Raw genomic sequence first — 23,070 nt, 5'->3', positions numbered from 1 at the left:
GGCGCGCGAGTGCAGCAAGGTGGCATTTCTCAGCTGTCTCGGCACGAAGGATTTCTGTGCTCCACTGTCGCCACGTCCCATGTCCATTCGGCGACTTTCGAGTCATCCGTCGTTTCGAGCCTTCAGCCACCCAGCCTACGTGAAGGTCTGGTGGGGTGGGCTCATCTCCACGTTGGGGACGTGGATGGAGCTGGTCGCGCTCGGCATCTACGTGACGGAGACGACGGGGCGCGCGGAGTGGATGGGCCGCATCACCGCGCTGGCGTTCCTGCCCTCCATCGTCCTCGTTCCGCTCGCGGGAACACTGGCGGACCGGTTTGACCGGCGCGCGTATCTGGCGGTGTGCACGCTGGGTCAGGCGCTGATAGCCGGGGCGCTCGCGGCGCTGGCCGCCATGGGGCAGCTCACGCTCACGCCCCTGGCCATCCTCTGCGTCCTGCACGGCTGCATGAGCGCGCTGACCCTGCCGGTCTTCTCGGCGATGACGGCCGTGATTCTCCCGCCCGAGCAGCTTCACAGTGGCCTCAGTCTGGACCTGGCGCAGGCCAACCTGGGACGCATCTTCGGCCCGGCGCTCGCGGCCATCGTCCTCACGCGAGGCGGCGTGGCGTGGGCATTTCTCATCAACACGATTTCCTTCGTGGCCGTGCTGGTGGCGCTGGCGTGGATGGGGCCGGTGAGTCGAGGGAGCACGAGGCCCGGTGAGGGCCTGTGGAGTGGCGTGAAGCGCGGGCTGCTCGCGGCGCGTGAGGACGTGGGCATCGCCGCGGCGCTGGGTGGCACGCTGGGAGTGGCCGCGCTCATCTCTCCCTTCATCGCGCTGGTGCCGGTGCTCGCGCTGCGGGTGCTCCATGGAGACGCGGCCACGGCGTCGCTGCTCACGACCGTGCAGGGCGTGGGAGCGGTCACCGCCGCCGTACTGGCGGGGACACTGGCCGAGCGTTGGGGACGCGGTCCTCTGCTGGAAAGGACGCTGCTCCTGCTGGGGCCCGTGGCCGCCACGTACTGGCTGTCGCCGACCGTGGCCTTCGCGGGTGTCTCGCTCTTCATCCTCGGCGCGTTGTATCTGCTTGCCGTGGGGGGATTGAGGACGCTGTGCCAGGGTCGCGCCAGCGCGGAGCTCCAGGTGCGCGTGAGCGGCCTGTTCAATCTGGTCCTGAACCTCGGGTACTCGGGCGGGGTGTGGTTGCAGGGAGCGCTGGGAGACCGACTGGGACTGCGCGCCGTCACCGCATGCGCGGCACTGCTCTTCTTCGCGCTGGCCCTGGGCGTTCGCGTGCTGCTGCCCGGGAGACTCGCGTCACTGGAGGCGCGATTGCCTCCTCCTTCGACCTGAGTGCGGGGCATGCGGCCATGCTCCGAGGTCCGCTCGCTTCGAGGGAGGTCTCGCTCGCCACGTCCTTTGCGCTGAGCGCGGCGCATGCGGCCACACTCTGGGGTCGGCTCGCTTCGAGGGAGGCCTCGCTCGCCACGTCCTTCGCGCTGAGCGCGGCTCATGCGGACACACTCCGGGGCTGGGTCTTCGCCTGGGCTCGCGCGAGCGCATCGCGCAGAATCGCGGCGAGCTGCTGCACTCCCGGAAGCCGCAGCAGTGCGTAGTGGTCTCCGGGCAGCGTGTGGACCTCCACGCCGCCCCTCGCCAGCAGCTCCCATTCGTGAGCATGGGGTGACTCGCCCGACTCGATGGAGAGCAACGTGCCGGTGTACGGCCGGGGCACATAGCGCCATGCGGCTCGCAGATTGGACTCGAACACCTCGCGCAGCGCGCTGAGGCCCGACTCGGGCAGGGCCGCCGCCTTGCGACCGGCCTCTTCCAGGAGACGCAGTGAGTCCTCCGGAGCGAGCTGTGAGAGCGCGTCCTCGGAGCACGGAAGGTCCGCGCCCGCCGCCCGCAGCAGGTCCCTGAAGAAGAGCGCGCCCAACCTCGTGGGCTCCAGCCACTCCCGGTCCACCGCACCTCCGGGATGGGCTCGCGCATAGGTGTCGATGAGCACCAGCAGGTCCACCTGTTCGCCCTGCTCCTGAAGTTGCTGCGCCAGTTCGAACGCGAGCGTGCCGCCCAAGGACCATCCACCGAGCAGGTAGGGCCCACGAGGCTGGACAGTGCGAACGGCGCGCAGGTAGTGGGCCGCCAGGGACTCCACGCTGTCGAGGGTCGGCGCCTCTCCGTCAAGCCCCGGTGCCTGCAAGCCGTAGAAGGGCTGGTCGGGCCCCACCTGGTGCGCGAGCTCCGCGTACGCGAGCACCGTTCCACCCACGGGGTGGATGCAGAAAAAGGGCCGCTTCGTCCTTCCGCTCCGCAGCTCCACCAGCGACGACGTCGGCACCTGGTCCTGGTGCAACAGGCCCGCGATGCGCTCCACCGTCGCACCCTGAAACAAGGTCGCCACCGGAAGCGACCGCCCCGTCAGCCCGCGAATCCGTCCGAGCAGCCGCACGGCCAACAACGAGTGCCCACCCAGTTCGAAGAAGTCCTCGCGGATGCCCACGGGATGCAGGCCCAGCGTCTCCTCCCAGGCGCGGACAAGCTGAAGCTCCAGCGACGTTCGCGGCGGGACTCGCTCCACCAAGCGGGCAGCCACCTCGCCCCCCGGAGCAGGCAGCGCGCGCCGGTTCACCTTGCCGCTGGGCGTGAGCGGCAACCTGTCCAACGGCACGAAGTGGCCAGGCACCATGTACTCGGGCAGTCGTTGCTTGAGGAAGCTCCGCAGCTCAGGGGCCGCTGGCGGACCGCCCTCCCCGCCCACGACATAGGCCACCAGTCGCGTGAGGCCCAAGCCATCCGCGCGCGCCTCCACCACGCAGTCCTTCAGCGCCGGGTGGCGCGCGAGCACCGCTTCGATTTCGGCCAGTTCGATGCGATAGCCACGCACCTTCACCTGCGCGTCGCGTCGACCGAGGAACTCAAGCGTCCCGTCCTGCCGATACCGCGCGAAGTCACCCGTGCGGTACAGCCGCGCACCGGGAGAAATGTCGAGCGGGTCCGGAACGAAACGCTCCAGCGTCAGGTCCGGCCGGTGGAGATAGCCACGCGCCAGCGCGTCACCTCCGAGGTACATCTCCCCGGGAACACCGAGGGGAACAGGTGCCTGTCGCGCGTCCAGCAGATGGACCCGGGCGTTCGCGATGGGGCGTCCGATGGAGGGCAGGTCGGGCCATGACTCGGGGTCCCCGGCCAGCGTGTGGGCCGTCACCACGTGCGACTCCGTGGGCCCGTAGTGGTTGTGCAGGACACACCCAGGCAATCTCCGCGCGAAGCGACGCAGGGCCGGCGTCACCCGAAGCTGTTCTCCCGCCGTCACGATTTCGCGGAGCCGTCGCGGCACGAAGTCTTCGCGGTCCGCCACCTCCGCCAGGTTCTGGAGCGCGACGAAGGGCAGGAAGAGGCGCTCGACTTCACACCGGTCCATCAGCTCCAGCAGGGCGTGCGCATCCAGGCGCAGGTCCTCGGTGATGAGCACCAGCTCCCCTCCCGCCGCCCAGGTGGAGAACAGCTCCTGGAAGCTCACGTCGAAGCTCAGCGGGGAGAACTGGAGCGTCCTCCCCCTGGGAAGCGTGGACGCGCCGAGCTGCCACTGCACGAGATTGAGCAGAGGCCCGTGAGGCATGGCCACCCCCTTGGGCGTACCGGTGGAGCCCGAGGTGTAGATGACGTAGGCGAGCGACTCCGGGCCCGCCAGCGGCTCCAGGTCCGCCGAGCGCTCCTCCGCGAAACGCGCCGCCTCCGTGTCGAGGTCGAGCCTGCGCGCCACGCCGTCCGGCAACACGTCGGAGAGCGTGGACTGCGTGAGCAACCATGTGGCACCCGAGGAGCGGAGCATCCACTCCAGGCGCTCCCGTGGATAGGAGGGGTCCAGCGGGACATACGCGCCGCCCGCCTTGAGGACTCCGAGCACTCCCACAGCCAGGTCGAGCGAACGTCGGACACACAGGGCCACCGGAACGTCAGCGCCCACACCACCCCGGCGGAGGAATCGCGCGAGTCGGTTCGCCTGCCGGTTCAGCTCGCCATAGGTGAGCGAGTGTTCGCCAAAGCGGACAGCGACCGCATCGGGCGTGCGCGCGGCGTGCGCCTCGAAGAGCGCATTCACACAGGACGCCGAGGACCGAGGCGCCTCGGTGGCGTTCCAATCGACGAGCAAGCGGCGTCGCTCGGCCTCCCCCAGCAACGGCAGCGCCTCCACGTCCTGTCCAGGCTGGGAGAGCGCGGCCTGGAGCAGTCGCGTGTAGTGGCCCGCCATCCGAGACACCGTCTCCTCGTCGAAGAGGTCCGTGTTGTATTCCCAGTACGTCACGAGCGACTGAGGGAGCTCGCGCACGAAGAGCGTGAGGTCGAACTTCGCCATGCCCGGCTCGAAGCTCAGCTCCTCCACGGCGAGGCCGGACAGGGCCAGCGGAGCCGTGGGCCCAGGCATGACGAACATGACCTGGAAGAGTGGCGAGCGACTCAGGTCCCGACTCGGCTGGAGCGCGTCCACCAACTGCTCGAACGGAAGGTCCTGATGCGCGAACGCTCCCAGACATGCGCGCCTCACCCTCCTCAACAGCTCCCGGAAGCTCGCCCCTTGCGTCTGCGTCCTCAGCACCAGCGTGTTCACGAAGAACCCCACCAGCGCCTCCACCTGCCTCCAGTTCCTCCCGGAGATCGGCGTCCCCACCACCACATCCGTCTGTCCGCTGTAGCGCGAGAGCAACGCCTGGAACCCCGCCAGCAGCGTCATGTACAGCGTCACCCCCTCCTTCCGGCTCAGCTCGCGCAGCGCCCCCGCCAGCTCCGGAGGCAGTCGCACCGCGAGATGGCCCCCGTTGAATGACTGCATGGCGGGCCGTGGCCTGTCGGTGGGCAGCTCCAACACAGGCGGTGCGCCGGCGAGCTGCTGCTTCCACCACGTCAGCTGCTTCTCCAGAACCTCCCCCTTCAGCCACTCTCGCTGCCACCTCGCGTAGTCCGCGTACCGCACCTCCGGACGCCGTTCGTCGACGGCCGTCCCTCTCACCCTGGCCTCGTACGCCTCGCTCAGCTCCCGCTCCAGCACTCCCACCGACCACCCGTCGAACACGATGTGATGCACCACCCACACCAACACGTGCTCCGCCTCCCCCACCTTCAGCACCTTCGCCCTCAGCAGCGGCCCTCGCTCCAGGTCGAACGGCCCGCGCGCCTCCTCCTCCACTCGCGCCAGCACGTCCCCTTCCTCCACCTCCTCCACGCGCAGCTCCAGTTCCACCGCCTCCTGGATTCGCTGCACCGGCCGGCCGTCCACTTCGCCGAATGTCGTCCGCAGTGACTCGTGCCGCCTCGCCACCTCGCGGAACGCCTCCTCCAGCGCCTTCACGTGCAGAGACCCCGTCAGCCTCACGGCGAAAGGCATGTTGTAGGAGAACCCCTCGGCATCGAGCTGGGAGAGGAACCACAACCGCTGCTGCGCGAAGGACTGCTCCGCCACGGCACTCGGAGGCCCTCGCACCAATGGCGGCCGTGCCGCGCCCCTCGCATCCTCCAGCACGTCTTCCAGATGCTCCGCGAGCTGGGCCACCGTGGGGGACTCAAACAGCACCCGGACAGGGAGTTCGCGACCGATGACTTCCTTCAGGCGCGACACCGCCTGCGTCGCGAGCAGCGAGTGTCCTCCCAGCTCGAAGAAGTGGGCCTCAACGCCCACGCGCTCCAGTCCGAGCAACGGGCCGAAGACCTCCGCGACCACACGCTCCATCGCGGTGCGCGGCGCCACGTAGCCACCCCGAGACTCCTCCGCACGCGGCACGGGCAGGGCCTTGCGGTCCACCTTTCCCGTCGGCGCCAACGGAAGCGTGGGCAGCGACACGAAGGCCGACGGCACCATGTACTCGGGCAGCTTCGCCTGCAGTTGCGTGCGCAGCTCGGAGGGCTCAAGCCGCTGGCCTTCCTGGAAGACGACGTAGCCCACGAGCCGCCGATCTCCCGGCACGTCCTCGCGGACGACAGCCACCGCGTCTCGCACACCAGGGAGGGCTCGCAACACCACCTCCACTTCGCCCAGCTCGATGCGGAACCCGCGCAGCTTCACCTGGCCGTCCAGGCGGCCGAGGAACTCCAGGTTCCCATCCGCGAGCCAGCGGGCCCTGTCCCCCGTACGGTAATAGCGCTCGCCCGATGCGGCGCCGAGCGTGTCCGGAAGGAAGCGGTCCGCGGTCAGGTCCGGACGGCCGTGGTAGCCATGCGCGAGGCTGGCACCGGCGACGCCCACTTCCCCTGGGACACCGAGGGGACAGGGCTCGCCCTTCGCGTCCAGCACATAGAGCCGCACGTTGGTGATGGGCTCCCCCACGGGAGGCAGCGCGGGCCATGACGACGGTGGGCCCGATGCCCTCCAGGCAGTCACGACGTGCGCCTCCGAGGGCCCGTACTGATTCTCCAGCACGCAGCCAGGGAGCCGCTCGAAGAAGGCCACCAGCGCGGGCGTCACCTGGAGCTGCTCGCCCGCCGTCACCACCTCCGTCAGCGGCGGCAACACATCCTCCGCACCGGCCGCGTCACACACAGCCTGGAGCGCGACGAAGGGCAGGAACAGTCGCTCCACCCGGTGACGCACCATGTACCGCAGCATCGCACTGGGGTCCCGGCGCAACTCGGGGGTGATGAGCAGGACGCGCCCGCCCAGGCACCAGGTGCCGAACAACTCCTGGAAGGAGACATCGAAGTTGAGCGAAGCGAACTGGAGCGTGGTGGCGTCCGGCTTCACCGTGCGCCGCAGCAACCACCAGAGCATGTTGCCCACCGCGCGGTGGGACATGACGATGCCTTTCGGTCGCCCCGTGCTGCCCGAGGTGTAGACGAAGTAGCAGTGTGTCTCCGGCGAGACGTCGACACGCGGAGCCATCGTGGGACGACGGGCGATGGCGGGGCCTTCGTCTTCCAGGCAGACAATGCGAGCGCCGGTGTTCGGCGGCAGCGCGGCGACGAGGTGCGACTGCGCCAGCACCACGGGCGCACGCGTATCCTCCAGCATGAGCGCCAGTCGCTCGACGGGCCAGGTCGGGTCCAATGGAAGGAACGCCGCGCCCGCCTTCAAGGTGGCGAGCACCGCCACAGGCATCTCCAGTCCACTCCGGTCCAGACACAAACCCACCGAGCCATTGGGAGGAACCCCGAGCGCCACCAGGTGGTGCGCGAGCTGGTTCGCGCGCGCGTCCAGCTCCGCATAGGTCAGCGAGCGTGTGCCGTCCGTGACGGCCTCCGCATCAGGCGTTCGCGAGACCTGGGCCTCCACCCATTGGTGCATCAGCCCCGGCACATAGGTGGAGTCCTGGCGCGAGCCCCAGTCGACCAGCAAGCGCTGTCGCTCGGAGTCTCCGAGCAGCGGGAGCTCCGAGACCTGTCGTTCCGAGGTCTCCACCGCCGCGCTCAGCAGCCGGCCGTAGTGGCCCGCCATGCGCGACACCGTCTCAGCGTCGAAGAGGTCCGTGTTGTATTCCCAGTACGTCACCAACCCGCGAGGCGTCTCCCACGCGAACAACGTCAGGTCGAACTTCGCCATGCCCGGCTCGAAGCTCAGCTCCTCCACGGCGAGGCCGGACAGGGCCAGCGGAGCCGTGGGCCCAGGCATGACGAACATGACCTGGAAGAGTGGCGAGCGACTCAAGTCCCGGCTCGGCTGGAGCGCGTCCACCAACTGCTCGAACGGAAGGTCCTGATGCGCGAACGCTCCCAGGCATGCGCGCCTCACCCTCCTCAACAGCTCCCGGAAGCTCGCCCCTTGCGTCTGCGTCCTCACCACCAGCGTGTTCACGAAGAACCCCACCAGTGCTTCCACCTGCCTCCAGTTCCTCCCGGAGATCGGCGTCCCCACCACCACATCCGTCTGTCCGCTGTAGCGCGAGAGCAACGCCTGGAACCCCGCCAGCAGCGTCATGTACAGCGTCACCCCCTCCTTCCGGCTCAGCTCGCGCAGCGCCCCTTCCAGCCCCGCTGGCAGCGCGACCCGCTTCAGTGCGCCTTGGTAGGTCCGCACCGCGGGCCTCGGGCGGTCCGTCGGCAGCTCCAGCACCAGCGGCGCTCCCGCCAGCTCCTCCTTCCACCACGCCAACTGCTTCTCCAGTACCGCCCCCTTCAGCCACTCCCGCTGCCACCTCGCGTAGTCCGCGTACTGCACCTCCAAGCCTCGCTCCGCCCCCGTCTCCCCTCTCACCCTCGCCCCGTACGCTTCGCTCAGCTCCCGCTCCAACACTCCCACCGACCATCCGTCGAACACGATGTGATGCACCACCCACACCAACACGTGCTCCGCCTCCCCCACCTTCAGCACCTTCGCCCTCAGCAGCGGCCCCCGCTCCAGGTCGAACGGCCCGCGCGCCTCCTCTTCCACTCGCGCCAGCACGTCCCCTTCCTCCACCTCCTCCACGCGCAGCTCCAGTTCCACCGCCTCCTGGATTCGCTGCACCGGCCGGCCGTCCACTTCGCCGAACGTCGTCCGCAGTGACTCGTGTCGCCTCACCACCTCGCGGAACGCGTCCTCCAGTGCCTGCACATCCAGCCGGCCGCTCAGCCGCCGCGCGAAGGGGACGTTGTAGGAAATCCCTCCCGCGTCGAGCTGCGAGGTGAGCCAGAGCCGCTGCTGCGCGAAGGACTGCTCCACCACGCCACCATGCGGCTGGTGCGTCAGGGGTGGCGGCTGCGCGCCATGGTTTTCCTCGAGTCGCTCCGCGAGCCGCGTCACGGTGGGAGACTCGAACAGGACTCGCACGGGCAGCTCCCGGCCCAGCACCTCGCGCAACCGCGACACAGCCCGTGTCGCCAGCAGGGAGTGTCCCCCCAGTTCGAAGAAGTGGTCCTCCACGCCCATCCGCGAGAGGCCCAACAACGGCGCCAGCACATCGGCCACCACCTGCTCCATCGCCGTGCGCGGTGCCACGTACTCACCTCGCGCGTCCTCCGCTCGCGGTGATGGCAGCGCCGTCCTGTCCAGCTTCCCGTTCAAGGTCAGGGGGAAGGCCGGCAGCGGGACGAAGGCCGAGGGCACCATGTACTCGGGCAGCCGTGCCTGCGCGTGCGTGCGCATCGCCTGGGGCGTCAGCGCCACTCCCACGGAGGGCACGAAGTACGCGACGAGCCACCGACCTCCGGGCCCATCGTCCCGGGCCAGCACCGCCACCTCACGCACCTCGGGATGCGCGGCAAGTGCGGCCTCCACCTCGCTCAGCTCGATGCGAAAGCCTCGGAGCTTCACCTGACCGTCCAGCCTGCTGGCGAACTCGAGCGTCCCGTCGCGCAGGAAGCGCACCCGGTCTCCCGTGCGGTACAGCCGGGCTCCCGGCTCCGCGCTGAAGGGATGCGGCACGAAGCGCTCCGCGGTCAGCTCGGGCCGTCGGAGATAGCCCCACGCCAGTCCATCGCCCCCTGTGTACAGCTCGCCCCACACGCCCACCGGCACCAGCTCCAGGGCCGCGTCCAGCACGTAGACGTTCGTGTTGGAGATGGGCCGACCGATGGACACCGACGTGCCGACTCGCGCCGGGTCCGTGAGCCGATGGGTGGTGGTGAAGGTGGTGTTCTCCGTGGGGCCATAGCCGTTGACCACGCTTCCACCCCGCGCCAGCCGCGCGCGGACGGCTCCCGGCGACACCACGTCACCTCCCGTGAGGACCTGACGCACGCTCGCCAGGGCCTCGGGCCGGGTGGCCATCACCTGCTCGAAGAACGCGGAGGTGAGCCACAGCGCGGTGACGCCATGGCGCGACAGCGCGCCCTCCAAATCCTCCACCGAAGGCGAGTGCTCGGAGAAGACGACCAGCCTGCCTCCGTTGAGCAACGGGCCCCACAGCTCCAGCGTGGCGGCGTCGAAGGAGATGGGCGCCAGTTGGAGGAAGACCTCCCCTGCTCCCAGCTCGGCGAAGTGAGCGCCCTTCACCAGTCGGACCACGGCCCGGTGTGGAATGCACACGCCCTTCGGCCTTCCGGTGGAGCCGGAGGTGTACATCACGTACGCCAGCGCCTCCGGTGGGACGGGCACGCCCGGCGCCTCGTCGTCCTCCGAGTCAGCCGGCTCCGATGAAAACTCCAGCGGCAGGATGTGCATGGCCATGGCGGGGAGCCGCGAACGCAACGAGGGCTGGACCAGCAGCACCTGGAGCCCCGCGTCCTCGCACATGAAGGCCAGCCGCTCGACGGGATACGACGGGTCCAGCGGCACATACGCCCCGCCGGCCTTGAGGATGCCAAGCGTCGCCACCACCATCTCCAGCGAGCGCCGCGTGAACAGCCCCACGCGACTTCCGGCCACCACACCCCGCTGCCGCAGCAGCCGCGCGAGCTGCCAGGCCCGCCGATTCAGCTCGGCATAGGTCAGGTGCGCGCCCTCGAACTCCACCGCGACGGCGTCGGGCGTGCGCGCCACCTGCGCCTCGAACACCTCGTGGATGCTCGCCTCGCGGGGATACTCCGTCCGCGTGTCATTCCACGCCACCAGGAGCTGCTCACGTTCGCTGGCGCTCAGCAGGGGCAGCTCCGAGACGCGCTGCTCGGGATGTGCCACCACCGACTCGAGCAACCGGACGTAGCGCTCAGCCAGTTCCGTCACCGTCTCTTCATCGAAGAGGTCCGTGTTGTATTCCCAGTACGTCACCAACCCTCGGGGCGTCTCCCGCGCGAACAGGGTGAGGTCGAATTTCGACACGCCCGGCTCCAGCGGAAGGTCCGAGACGTCCGCGCCTTCGAGCGCCAACGCCGAGGCCGGCTCGCCTTGGAGCACGAAGGCCACCTGGAAGAGGGGCGAGCGACTCAAGTCCCTCCCCGGCTGGAGCGCGTCCACCAGTTGTTCGAGCGGCAGTTCCTCGTGCGCGAACGCACCCAGGCACGTGCGCCGCACCCGCTTGAGCAACTCCTGGAACGACACATCCTCGACGCGTGCTCGCAGCGCCAGCATGTTGGCGAAGAAGCCGATCATCCCCTCCAGGTCCCTGGAGCCGCGTCCCGCGAAGGGAGAACCGACGACGATGTCCCGCTGCCCGCTGTAGCGCGACAGCAACGCCTGGAACCCCGCCAGCAGCGTCATGTACAGCGTCACCCCTTCCTTCCGGCTCAGCTCGCGCAGGGGGCCCTCCAACGCCTCGAGCGGGGCCATCCACTTCAAGGCTCCGGCGAACGTCTGCACCGCGGGCCTCGGGCGGTCCGTCGGCAGCTCCAGCACCAGCGGCGCTCCCGCCAACTCCTCCTTCCACCACGCCAACTGCTTCTCCAGCACCTCCCCCTTCAGCCACTCCCGCTGCCACCTCGCGTAATCCGCGTACTGCACCTCCAGGCCCCGCTCCTCCCCCTCCTCCCCTCTCACCCTCGCCCCGTACGCTTCGCTCAACTCCCTCTCCAGCACTCCCACCGACCACCCGTCGAACACGATGTGATGCACCACCCACACCAACACGTGCTCCGCCTCCCCCACCTTCAGCACCTTCGCCCTCAGCAGCGGCCCTCGCTCCAGGTCGAACGGCCCGCGCGTCTCCTCCTCCACTCGCGCCAGCACGCCCCCTTCCTCCACCTTCTCCACTCGCAGGCTGAACTCCACCGCCTCGTGGATTCGCTGCACCGGCCGCCCGTCCACTTCGCCGAACGTCGTCCGCAGTGACTCGTGCCGCCTCACCACCTCGCGGAACGCGTCCTCCAGCGCTCCAACGTCCAGCCGCCCCTTCAGCCTCGCGGCGAAGGGAGCGTTGTAGGCGGACCCATCCGGGTCGAGCTGCGCGAGGAACCACAGTCGCTGCTGCGCGAAGGACTGCTCCACCACGCCACCGTGCGGCTGGTGCACCAACGGAGGCCGACGCCCCGCTCGCTCCACCTTCGTGCGGGTGGACTGCTCGCTCTGCGACATGGTGCTCCTCGGGTCCTCGTGAAGTCCCGTGACACCGGCAACCGGGATGCGGGACTCCCGCGTGAGAGGCAATGAGAGGAAGAGACCGGATGCGTGCGTCAGGCCACGCGGAACTTGTGCCGGGAGTCACCCGGCTCACCCTGACCTGGCTCGACCCCGCGCCCCGGCAGGAGCAGGTCATACGGGTCCATCGCATCCCCCGCGAGGCACTCCAGCTCCACGTCCATGCCCAGCCCATATCGCCGGGCCAGCTCCGTGAGGACACGCGTCACCGCCTCGTCCTCCAGCGAGAAGCCCGTGGAGTCGAACACCGTGGACCGCTTGCGCCAGTCCTCGTAGCGCTCGGGATGCTGCACGACCTCGATGATGCCCGGCCCAATCTGCTCGGGCTGGAGCTGCTGGCACTCCCCTTCGACGAGCGCCTGGGGAAGGAAGTCCGGGCACACCAGGCTGCGCTCCAGCAGCGAGCGAGGCAGCTCCACCTTCCCCGGCAGGTCCGAGCCCACCGCGTTGACGTGCACCCACGGCCGCAATCGCCCGTCCTCCAGCACCGGCCCTTCACCCACCCCCACGGACGTCACCGTGCACAGGATGTCCGCCTCCGCCTCCACCGCCTCCCGTGGCGCCGCGCGAACATCCAACCCCAGGAACCCCACCCGCTTGGGAAAGGAGCGCTGCACCGCCGCGTCCACGTCAAAGGCAAGCACCCGCTCCACGGGCCACACGCGGGACAACGCGTGCAGCTGCGTGACGGCCTGCGCCCCGCACCCCACCAGCCCCACCACCCGGCTCTCCGGATGCGCCAGGTGGCGGCTCGCGATGGCGGACGCCGCCCCCGTGCGCAACGCCGTCGCCAGCACCCCGTCCACCACCGCCCTCAAATGCCCCGTTTCACAGTCATAGACACTGTTCGTCGCGATAATGGTGGGAACCCCATAGCGTCTGGGATTCAACGGATTGTAGCCCACCACCTTGATTGTAATTGTTTCCCCCTGGCGCATCACTGGCATCCATTCCAGCACGCCTGTCCGAGCATTGCGCAGGGTGAAACCGTCGCGCTGCCGCAGTTCCGTCCGGGACGTGTCGAACGCGCGAAAGGCGCCTTCCACCGCCTCGATGACCTGGTCCATCAGGGCATCGATTCCAACCTCCTGCACGAGCCTGCGCAGGTCCGCCTGGGTGACGAGAAGTGTCTTCACGGGCGCTCCCCTCGGGTGGAGATGCGAGCACTCTGCATCAAGCCGTCGGACCTGTGAAGACAATCAAAACAATCCGACACATCATTACCAGACCAGAAGAATTATCATCCCTGATTGCCCATGACCACACTTGCCGACATTGCATGATTTACAGGCCCTCGGCACAAGCCGTATCATCCGACGCCGTGAGCGCACGGACGGACACCGCGGAGTTGTCGTGGGGTTGGGTTCGCAATCCCCGCTTCGACCTTCTCTTCATCGTGGGAACCGCGGGACTGGGCTGTGTCTTCGCCCTGGCCGCGTTGGCGAAACCCTCGCTATTCCCGCTGCTGCTGACCATCGACGTGTGGCTGCTCGGCTACCACCATGTGGTGTCGACCTTCACGCGGCTGGGCTTCGACGGGGAGAGCCGGCAGCAGCACCGCTTCCACATCTGGGTGCTGCCGCTGCTCGTCTTCACGGGGACGTTCACCGTGTACAAGCTCGCGGGCGTCTGGCCGCTGATGAGCATCTACTTCTACTGGCAGGGGTGGCACTACCTGCGGCAGAGCTACGGCGTCAGCCGCATCCTGGACCGGGCCTCGCGCAGGCCACCCTCGGACAATCCGGCCACCGTGTGGATGCTCTACCTCCTGCCCCTGGCGGGCCTGCTCCACCGCTCCGCGCAGGGCTCCACCACGTTCCTCAAGCTGGACGTGCGCATGCTGCCGGTGCCCCAGGAAGTCGCCTGGGTGGCCGCGGCCAGCGCGCTGGTGGCGGTGGCCGCCTGGGCGGTATTCCAGGTCCGCGCGCTGCGCTCCGGCACCGGCAGCCCCGTGCAGACGCTCTATCTGGCCACGCACGCGGGCATGTTCACGCTGGGCTACTTCGTCATCCCCAGCCTGGAGACGGGCTGGCTGGGCCTCAACGTGTGGCACAACGCGCAGTACATCCTCATCGTCTGGCTGTTCCACAACCGCCGCTTCGGGGACAAGGTGAGTCAGGCCCACCCGTTCCTCTCCACGCTCAGCCAGAGCCGCCGGATGCTCCACTACCTGGTGGTCTGCGTGGGGATTTCCGCGCTGCTCTACACCTTCATCCTCAAGGGACTCGGGTGGATTCCGGCGGCCAGCCTGCTCATCGTCCAGACGCTCAACTTCCACCACTACATCGTCGACAGCCTCATCTGGAAGGTGAGGCAGCCCGCGGTGCGGCGCAACCTGGGGCTCGCGGCGTGAGCCCCGCCGTCACGCGGACCTTCCCCGCCCGCGTGACGGACGGCACGACGGCCGGACGACTCCGCCCGGCCGCCGACGCGCGCCTCAGGCACCCACGCGCAGCACGGAGCGGCCGCCGTAGCGGGCCTGCTTGCCCAGCTCCTGCTCGATTCGGATGAGCTGGTTGTACTTCGCGGTGCGGTCCGCGCGGGACAGCGAGCCCGTCTTGATTTGACCGCAGTTGGTGGCGACGGCCAGGTCCGCGATGGTGGCGTCCTCCGTCTCACCGGAGCGGTGGGACATCACGGCGGTGTAGCCCGCCTTGTGCGCCATCTCCACGGCGGCCATGACCTCCGACAGCGTGCCAATCTGGTTGACCTTCACCAGGATGGAGTTGGCGATGCCGTTCTTGATGCCGTCGGCCAGCCGCGTCACGTTGGTGACGAACAGGTCGTCGCCGACAATCTGGATCTTCTTGCCGATGCGGTCCGTGAGCAGCTTCCAGCCGGCCATGTCGTCCTCGGCCAGCCCGTCCTCGATGGAGACGATGGGGTACTTCGCCGCCAGCCCCTCCAGGTACTTCACGTGCTCTTCGATGGAGCGCTTCTTGCCCTCGCCCTCGTAGTCGTAGACGCCGCCCTTGAAGAACTCGCTGGCGGCGCAGTCCAGCGCCAGGGCGATGTCCTCGTTGGGGCGGTAGCCGGCCTTCTCGATGGACTTCATGATGAAGTCGAGCGCCTCTTCGGCGTTCTTGAGGTTCGGCGCGAAGCCGCCCTCGTCGCCCACGTTGGTGCCGTGGCCGGCCTCGGACAGGCCCTTCTTCAGGGTGTGGAAGACCTCGGCGCCCATGCGCACCGCCTCGGAGAGCGACCTGGCTCCCACGGGCATGATCATGAACTCCTGGAAGTCGATGGGGTTGTCCGCGTGCGCGCCGCCGTTGATGATGTTCATCATCGGCACGGGCAGCAGGTTGGCGGAGACGCCCCCCACGTAGCGGTAGAGCGGCAACCCGCGCGCGGCGGCGGCGGCCTTCGCCACGGCCAGCGACACGCCGAGGATGGCATTGGCGCCGAGCTTCTTCTTGTTCGGCGTGCCGTCGAGGGCAATCATCGTCTGGTCGATTTCGAGCTGCGCCTCCGCGTTCATCCCGCGGACCGCGTTGAACAGCTCGTTGTTCACCGCGGAGACGGCCTTCAGCACGCCCTTGCCAAGGTAGCGACTCTTGTCGCCGTCCCTCAGCTCCACGGCCTCGTGCGTGCCCACCGAGGCACCGGAGGGAACCGCGGCGCGACCGCGAATGCCGTTCTCCAGGATGACATCGACTTCGACAGTGGGATTGCCGCGACTGTCGAGAATCTCACGGCCTACGACACCGACGATTGTAGTCATCGCGCCTTCGTAGCGAAGCGGTCCCAGTGCGTCAAGACACGAGTCCCCGAGCGAACCGGGGCATCTCCTGACTCACGCGGACAGTCGGGCCAGGGTGTTCTCCACCCAGCGAAAGCCGATGTGTTCCTGCTCCAGTCGGACGCGCTCGCCCAGCCGCTGATGGCGAAGGTCCTCGTAGAGCGCGGCCTCCGACTCGGTGAGTCGCGACAGCGTGCCCCGGTGAGGCTTGTCCTCCTCCACCCAGTGCGCCGTGTGCGCCAGCAGCACGTCGCGGTCCATCAGCAGGGAATGGACGCGGGGATGGTGCGCGCGCAATCGGTCGAGGATGGCGAAGCCATGCGTGTCGATGTCGCCCCAGTAGTACACGCAGGTCGAGGACAGCCAGGGCAACGCGCCGAGCGGCTCCAGCGCGTATCCCAGGCCGAGGATGACCAGGCTCCGCGGGACACAGGGGAACGCGAGGCCGTTGACGTCATTCTCGGTGATGAACACGCGCTCGACGCGAGGCCGCAGCGCCGCCAGCTCGGAGACCGTCACGGTCAGGTCCGACAACAGGCCTTTGAGATAGAGGGCCGGATCCAGGAAGCGAAAGTGGACGCGGAGTGGCTTCGCGCGCAGGCCGAAACGGGACGCGAAGTCACGCACCGGGAGGCGCTCGCGCACTGACGGCTGCACCTCTTCCTGCAGGTCCATCAGGAGTCCCTGGTGCTTCTCGATGAACTTCGAGTCCACCCCAGGAAGGTCCACCTGTCGCATGTACCGCCCGGAGTGCGGGTGGGTGAGGAACCAGTCCAACGCCACGAGCACCCGCGCCCACTCGGCCTCGCGCTCCAGGAGCACCTGGGGGCGCCGAACCAACCACTCGCGCAGCGACGGGAAGCGAGCAAGCGTCTGGTTCGCCAGCGCGTCGAAGCGCCGGGCCTCGCTCGATTTGCGCAACAACACGAGCGCGCTCTCCCGGGTGGGGACGATGACGCACCGGGGCACCCGGTTCGCTCCGAGCTGGCGGTGGCGCACTTCCGACCACTCCACGTGCAAACCCGAGCCGCCCTGGGACTCGCCCTCCCACTCACGGACCCACTGACGGGCCTCGTCGAACCGGGCCGCCAGCTCCGCCCCTTCTGGCCGGCGCAGGCGAAGGGTCAACGGAAAGAGCGCCTCGCCGGAGAGCAGGGACGAGAGGATGCGGCCCGAGTCCCAGACGCGCCGGACCTGCTCCCGCACGTTCGCCGGAGTGGTCCACGCGAGCACCCGGCTCATGCGCTCCGGGCCTCTCGCTCGGCGTGGTACTGCTCGATGGTGAGGTTGCGAACCCGGGAGCGGCGGCCCTCCTCGTTGTGGACGTAACCCACGCTGGCCACGTACGGCTCGATGACGCGAATCTTCTGCAGCGGCGTCACGATGAGCAGTTGCAGGTCCAGGCGGCGGAACAGCTCCAGCCCATACGCCGCCGACTCGTCCGAGCCGCGCCCGAAGGCCTCGTCGATGACCACGAAGCGGAACGAGCGCGAGCGCGTCTCGCCCCACTGCAGGCCGAACTGGTAGGCCAGGCTCGCGGCCAGCACCGTGTACGCGAGCTTCTCCTTCTGTCCGCCCGACTTGCCGCCCGAGTCCGCGTAGTGCTCGTGCTCCTGGTCATCCGCGCGCCAGCGCTCCGAGGCGGAGAAGCTGAACCAGTTGCGCACGTCCGTCACCCGCTGCGTCCACTTCGCATCCGCGTCGGCCTCGCCCACTCGCCCCCGGAAGCGCTCGATGATGCGCTTCACCTCCAGGAACTTCTGCTCGGAGTACGCGTCATCCTCCGAGCCCGTGAGCGTGCCCTCCGTGCAGGCGCGCAGGTCCTGCTGGAACTCGCGGATGTCGGCGTCCACCGTCGGCACCAGCTCCAGGACGATGTAGCGGTCCGGGTTGTAGTCGATGGCCCGCAACGAGCGGTTGATGGTGTCCACCCGCTCGCGGATGCCGTGGCGCTCCCGGTGGAGCTGCGCCTGGAAGTTGGCCACCTCGCGGATGGTGTTCTCGTTCAAGAGGCTCTTGAAGCGCGCCTCGAAGCGCGGAAGGTCGTCCGCGCGCAGCGAGCCGAGCAGTGCCACGTACTCCGCCGCGGCCTCCAGGCTCGCCGCCAGCTCCTGGGTCTCCAGCGGAAACTCGGTGCGATACGCCTGCATCGCGGCAAGGAGGGCATCCCGCACCCGCTCCTGCTTACGCGCCTCGCTGTCGATGCGCGTCTGGAGCCGCTCGCGCACCTGCCGCTCCCGCTCGTCGCACGCGTCCGCTTCGAGCGCCGCGCCCCCCTGCCCCTCCGCGCTGAGCGTGGCCACGCGCGGGTAGCAGGCCCGGATGGACTCTGACGTCTCCCCCATCGTTCGCTGGCACGCCGTCAGCGTCCGCCGCGTCGCGTCCTCCTTCTCCTCCAGGCGTCCCTGGCGCTTCTCCACGGCCTTCAAGGTCTGCTCGGTCGCCGCCAGCTCCTTCTCGACGGCGTCGAGCTCCCGCTCGAAGCCCCTGAGCACGTCGGACTCGCCCTCCAGGGCCTTGAGTCGCTCCTCCCTCCGCTGGATGTCGCTGGCGACCAGACGCCAGTCGAGCTCCCGGAAGGTGTCGAAGACGGCGAGCTGGCCCAACTGCTCGCCCTGGGTCTGCAGCCGCGCGTGGCGCTGTTCGAGCGCCTCCCACCGCGCGGTGGCCGCCTGGATTCTCGCTTCCAAGGCGCGGGACTCCGACTCCAGCGCCTGACGCTTGGTGTCGTTCGTCCAGCCCAGCACCCACTGCGAGCGGTCGTCGATGCGGCGCCGGTCGTCCTTCAAGTGCCGCTCCCCGCCCGACTTCACCTGTCCCGAACGAGAGAGCGCCTGACGTGAGCGAACGAACTGCTCCGTCGTGTCGCAGCAGGTGTAGTCGAACTGCCGGGCGAGCTGCCCCTCCAACCACGGCGCCATGCTGGAGCCCGGCTTGAGGGCGAGCTTGTGCGGAAGGGACTCGGGCCGTGACGGTGGCACCCGCGTCAGGCCCTCTTCCCGGACGCGGTAGTAGACGAGCCGCTCGTTCAGATGGGTGCGGTCCACCCACTGACTGACCCGCGCGTAGTCGGAGTCGGGCACCAGCAGGGACACGCCCAGCGAGTACAGCACGCGCTCGATGGCGCCCGTCCAGTCGCGCGCCTCGTCGCGGATTCGCAGCAGCTCTCCGGCGAACGGGAGCGCGTCCTCGGACAGCTGGAGGTCCGCGCACAGCCGGGCCCGGAGGTGGAGGAATCGCGCCGGGATGTTGGAGCGCTGACGACGCAGCGCCTCCAGTTCCACGGACACGGCCTCGTGCGCCTTCTTCATGTCACGCAGGTCCATGACGACCTCCGTGCGGGTGTTCTGCACCTCCGCCAGCTCGCTCGCGGTCGCCTCGCGCTGGAACTGGACCGAGCGCGCATTGGAGAGGAAGACCTCCAGCTCCGTCGCGGCCGGCAGGCCCACTGCCTGGGCCATCCGCGAGTAGCGGTCCGCCTTCCGCAGGCGCTCGTCCCGCTCATGTCTGCGCTGCACCAGCTCCGCCTTCTCCGTCTCCAGGCGGTCTCCCCCGTTGGCGGAGATGGACTGACGCAGCCTGTCCCGGTCCGCCCCGTGTCGCTCGCGCTGCTCCCGCACCTGCTCCGCCTGGAGGCGCACCTGCTCGCGCTCCGCCTCCAGGCTGGCCAGCCGCGCCTCGAACAGTCGCGCCTTCTGCTCGGAGAACCAGGGCCGCAGGGCGTCGCGGCAGCTTCGCAGCGCGTCGAGCTCCGTGGACAGGGCGGTGAAGCGCTCATGGTCCGCCACCAGCGGCTCCAATCGGCTCACCTGCCGTTTCGCCTTGAGGACCGCTTCGTGCGCGCGGTGGAGGTCATCGAAGTGGCCCATGAGCGCCGCGAGCCGCGTCTCCACGTCGAAGGGAGGCAGCATGTGCTGGCGCACGAAGTCCGTCAGGTTGCCCACGGACTTCATCGACACCGTCTGGAGGAACAGGTCCAACGCCTGCTCGTTCTCCAGCCCGAAGCGTCGCCGGAAGGCCGCCTGATATGGAGGGAACGTCTCATGGACTTCGCGCGAGAGGTCCTTGAGGCGCTTCTTCAGCGCGTTCAGGTCCGAGCCGCAGCGAGAGAAGTGCTCGGTGATGGAGAGCTTCCCATCCGCGACCACGTACAGCCGCGCGGGCTGGCCCTCCGGCTCGCGCATCCACATGACCTGGGCGAGCGTGACGTCCTGGCCATAACCCTCGTTGTGGAAGTGGGCGAGCAGCACCGAGTACGTCGGCGCGTCGCGGAGGAAGACGGGCCTGGCGCCCTGCCCTCCCTCGCCGCGCTCGGACTTGTACTGGCCTCGCACATAGGAGCGCAGTGAGCGCTCCCGGGCCTCCGCGCCCGCTGCCTTGTTGTAGGCGAGCTTCTGGGGCGGCACGAACAGCGTCACCAGGCCGTCCACCAGCGTCGACTTGCCCGAGCCGATATCCCCAGTGAGCAGCCCGCTCTCGCCCTGGAGCTCCAGGTGCCACACGCGGTCGTGGAAGGTGCCCCAGTTGTAGACCTCGAACCGGCGCAGTCGAAACCCCGCGCGCTCGTTGGGCGCGCCGATATCCAACAGGTCCGCCTGCGTGAGAGGACGCACCGTGCTCATTCCACACCTCCAGGTTGTTTCTCGACGAGCTGGTCGCGGTAGGCCGCGAGCCGCTGCTCGAAGTCCTCCAGCCACTGCGCATCGACGAATGCCTTCAGGATGCGGCGGACCTCGAAGGTGTCCTCCTCCCCCAGCCTTCGGAGGAACCCCATCTCCAGCGCCCGCTCGATGTCCTGATTCACGCGCTCCACCCACCGGACCTCGTTGGTGCCATCCGGGAGGAACAGCCTCACCAGCTCTTGCAGCTCATGGCGCCGGAGCACCAACCGCCCGCCCCCCGCCGCGGCGTCCGCATCCGCGAGCTTCTTGCGCAGCAGCGCGAGCAACAGGCTCAGGCCATACCCTAGCTGCCTGCGCGCGATGAGCCGAGGCAGCTCGGATGCGCACTCCCCCTCCGAGCGCTGTCGCAAGAACGCGTGGCCCTCCGACTCGTCGAGCATCAACCGCATGCCCAGCACGGACACCTGGTCCCGCACGCGGGCTTGCAGTTGGAGCAGGGACTGCCACAGCGCGGAGTTGTCCTCGCGGTAGACAACACCTTTCAAGAGGGAGACCACGACGAGTGACAGGGCATCGGGACCTTCAGAGGGACGCGGAGCGGGGGTCGTCATCGGAGGAAGAGCACCAGGGGAAGGGTGGCGCGGCGCGGGTGGCCGCTCGCGTCGGTCCAGAAGAGTTCTTGCGTACGGGCCTCATCGACCGAGGAGCGCCTGTCCTCGGAGGCAAGGCTCAGGTAGACGACCAGCTCCGCGAGGCCGTGTTGCAAGGGGTGCTCCCGCACCAGCTCCGCCAGGGAGATCTGCTCGCGTGACTGGAGGGCCTCCCGGACGTGCGTCTTCAACCGCGCCTTGTCGATGAATGCGAGGTTGAAGAGGGCCTCGGAGGGCACGTCCTCGGTCGCCTCCAGCACCTCCTCGTCCGCCATCCGGGTGCGCGCGGGCGGTGAGTACATGGGACGCTCCAGCGGAAGCTCGAGCGTGGGTGCCAGCTCGTCGAGCGACATGAGGGGCAAGGCGGGAGGCCGCGTGCGCACGGCGAGGGCGTGTTTCTCGATGCCGCGCAGCACCTGGAGGATGCGGCGGTTCTCCAACCAGACGCGGTCATCCAGGAAGCGGCGGAGCTGACCGGACAGCCTCGCCACGGTGCGCTGGGTGTGCTCGCCCGCCTCCAGCCAGTCGAAGTGGATGCGCGGCAGGCGCGAGTCCGGCTGGAGCGATTGAATGGCGGGATGGGCCAGCACGCGCTCCAGGTTCCGGGTGAGCGCCTCCTTGCGCTCGGGGGACATGAGGAAGTCCCAGAAGGCGCGGAAGCTTCGCCCCTGGTCGGAGCCATTGATGGCGTCTCGTTCGCCCAGCACCGTCTCCAGGAGTTCGCCGCGCGTTCCCTCCCACGTCGCGATGCGCTCACGCACGCGCCGGTCCAGCGCATGAAAGCCGTCCTCCAGCGCGCGGAAGTCGGACAGCAGTCCGCGCGCGGTGTCGGACATCTGCTGGAAGCGGTCCTTGAGGGCGGACTCATCCATCAGGTCCAGGTGGCCGGCGCGCACGCGGGCGATCTCCGCCTCCACTTCGGCCTTGCGGCGCTCCAGCTCCACGAGCCGGGCCTCGGGGTCGGGCTCGGTGCCCTCGGTCATCTCCTGGAGGAGATGGAAGACAGTGAGCAGTCGGGACTCGGTGCCCACGAAGGGCTGCTCGGTGAGCTGGCTCAACCAGCGGATGGCGCGCTCCGCCGCGGGCGTCAGGTCGAAGTGCGGTTCATCCGTGTCGGGCGGATAGAACTTGCGCAGCCAGCCCGCGCTGTCGGCGGCCCACTCGTCGAGATACGCGCCAGCACTTCGAGGAAACGCGGCCTCCCCGCGCCGCTCGCGGAGGGCGTGCAGATGGTCTTCGAGGCGCAGCACCAGTTCCCGTTGGGGCGTGGCGCGGGCGTTGGATTCGACGAAGACGCGGTGGAGGAAGCTGACGATGAGGGAGGCGTGGTCCGCGACGAGCAGCCGCCATGCGGGATGCTTCAGTCGCAGGGTTTCGAGCGTCGCGAAGTCCATGAAGTATCACCCTTACACCGCGCCTCTGACATGCCCGGGTGACCCCACGGGGTGGTTGTGTTGATGAAGATGGGTGTCGTGCCTGGTTGGTTGCCCACCCGCGAGGGACCTCGCCCAGCACGAGCCCCCATGGCCCGATCCACCCGGACGTTGGGCAACAGCAGGCGAGAGGTGGCCACCGGCTCCGCGCCCGCGTGGGCGACCAGGCACACGGAGGTCTCCAGCATGTCGAAGCGGCTCACCGCAACAGGAGCGACGCGCCAGACCGCGAGGACGGCGCTCCTTCTTCAAAGACAGTCCAACGGGTCAGCAGCGCGTCAACCAGCTCCCACCGGGTGGTCGCGACTCGACAGGTCAGTGACGACATGGGACCTCTCACGACGTATGGGTCCAGGCACGGCGTGGCCGGCCCACTTCCCATTCGTCGCGAAGCGCCAAAGCGCGGCGAGGCCGCCACCGCCCTGTCCTCCTGGGCAACCCGGCGGGAAGTACAGAGCTGCGCCGTGCTGGGTCTTCGGGTGAAATGACGTCATCCGCTCGACATCCGCCAAGGAACCCGGCGCAATGCAGGGACTGGAGTCTCCAAGATGCCCCTCATGAAGACACTGACGCTGGCAGGATGGGTGCTGGGCGCGCTGCTGTGGAGCGCCTGTGGTTCCGACGATGACGACGAAGGGGCGTGCGTGCAGGTGACCGTCTTCGCCCGGTCCGCGACGGGGAACTGTTCCGCCTACCCGTCGACCTGCGACGTTCCCGCCGGCT

Annotated in this window: 9 protein-coding genes; 2 read left to right on the top strand and 7 right to left on the bottom strand. The window is 68.7% G+C overall.

Annotated elements, in window-relative coordinates:
• Positions 1–79 precede the first annotated feature (79 nt).
• Complete coding sequence (locus HUA78_RS29785) at positions 80–1,336, top strand: MFS transporter (RefSeq protein ID WP_174466024.1); 1,257 nt, start codon at positions 80–82, stop codon at positions 1,334–1,336.
• A 157-nt stretch (positions 1,337–1,493) separates the two neighbouring features.
• Here the strand turns inward: HUA78_RS29785 and HUA78_RS29780 are convergent, their stop codons facing one another.
• Positions 1,494–11,840 (bottom strand): non-ribosomal peptide synthetase, encoded by a 10,347-nt coding sequence (locus HUA78_RS29780; RefSeq protein ID WP_174477693.1) that lies wholly within the window; start codon positions 11,838–11,840, stop codon positions 1,494–1,496.
• Between the two features lie 98 nt (positions 11,841–11,938).
• The gene (locus HUA78_RS29775) at positions 11,939–13,039 is read right to left on the bottom strand and encodes an ornithine cyclodeaminase family protein (protein ID WP_371745688.1); all 1,101 of its coding nucleotides are present in this window, start codon (positions 13,037–13,039) and stop codon (positions 11,939–11,941) included.
• A 185-nt stretch (positions 13,040–13,224) separates the two neighbouring features.
• On the opposite strand from HUA78_RS29775, the gene HUA78_RS29770 reads away from it, so the two are divergent.
• The gene (locus HUA78_RS29770; RefSeq protein WP_174477692.1) at positions 13,225–14,256 is read left to right on the top strand and encodes a hypothetical protein; all 1,032 of its coding nucleotides are present in this window, start codon (positions 13,225–13,227) and stop codon (positions 14,254–14,256) included.
• A gap of 84 nt (positions 14,257–14,340) precedes the next feature.
• On the opposite strand, the gene eno is transcribed toward HUA78_RS29770, so the two are convergent.
• From eno to HUA78_RS29745, 5 genes are all read right to left on the bottom strand, one after another.
• Positions 14,341–15,624 (bottom strand): phosphopyruvate hydratase, encoded by a 1,284-nt coding sequence (gene eno, locus HUA78_RS29765; RefSeq protein ID WP_174455661.1) that lies wholly within the window; start codon positions 15,622–15,624, stop codon positions 14,341–14,343.
• Positions 15,625–15,696: 72 nt separating this feature from the next.
• Positions 15,697–16,884, bottom strand: a complete 1,188-nt coding sequence (locus HUA78_RS29760; RefSeq protein ID WP_174477691.1) for a DUF3322 domain-containing protein — start codon at positions 16,882–16,884, stop codon at positions 15,697–15,699.
• A complete protein-coding gene (locus tag HUA78_RS29755; RefSeq protein ID WP_174455663.1) occupies positions 16,881–20,264 on the bottom strand; it encodes an ATP-binding protein in 3,384 nt (1,127 codons plus the stop codon). Before HUA78_RS29755 ends, HUA78_RS29760 begins: the two co-directional genes overlap by 4 nt.
• Positions 20,261–20,875: a DUF4194 domain-containing protein gene (locus HUA78_RS29750; RefSeq protein WP_174455664.1), complete on the bottom strand. Its 615-nt coding sequence runs from the start codon at positions 20,873–20,875 to the stop codon at positions 20,261–20,263. The genes HUA78_RS29755 and HUA78_RS29750 overlap by 4 nt, the downstream gene beginning before the upstream one ends.
• Entirely contained in the window at positions 20,872–22,308 is a 1,437-nt protein-coding gene (locus tag HUA78_RS29745; protein ID WP_174477690.1) for a DUF3375 domain-containing protein, read from the bottom strand. The genes HUA78_RS29750 and HUA78_RS29745 overlap by 4 nt, the downstream gene beginning before the upstream one ends.
• Positions 22,309–23,070 lie beyond the last annotated feature (762 nt).

Origin of the sequence: Myxococcus sp. CA033 (assembly GCF_013336625.1) — a bacterium.
GTDB classification, from domain to species: Bacteria; Myxococcota; Myxococcia; order Myxococcales; family Myxococcaceae; genus Myxococcus; species Myxococcus llanfairpwllgwyngyllgogerychwyrndrobwllllantysiliogogogochensis.
This window is presented reverse-complemented; position numbering and strand designations above follow the sequence as displayed.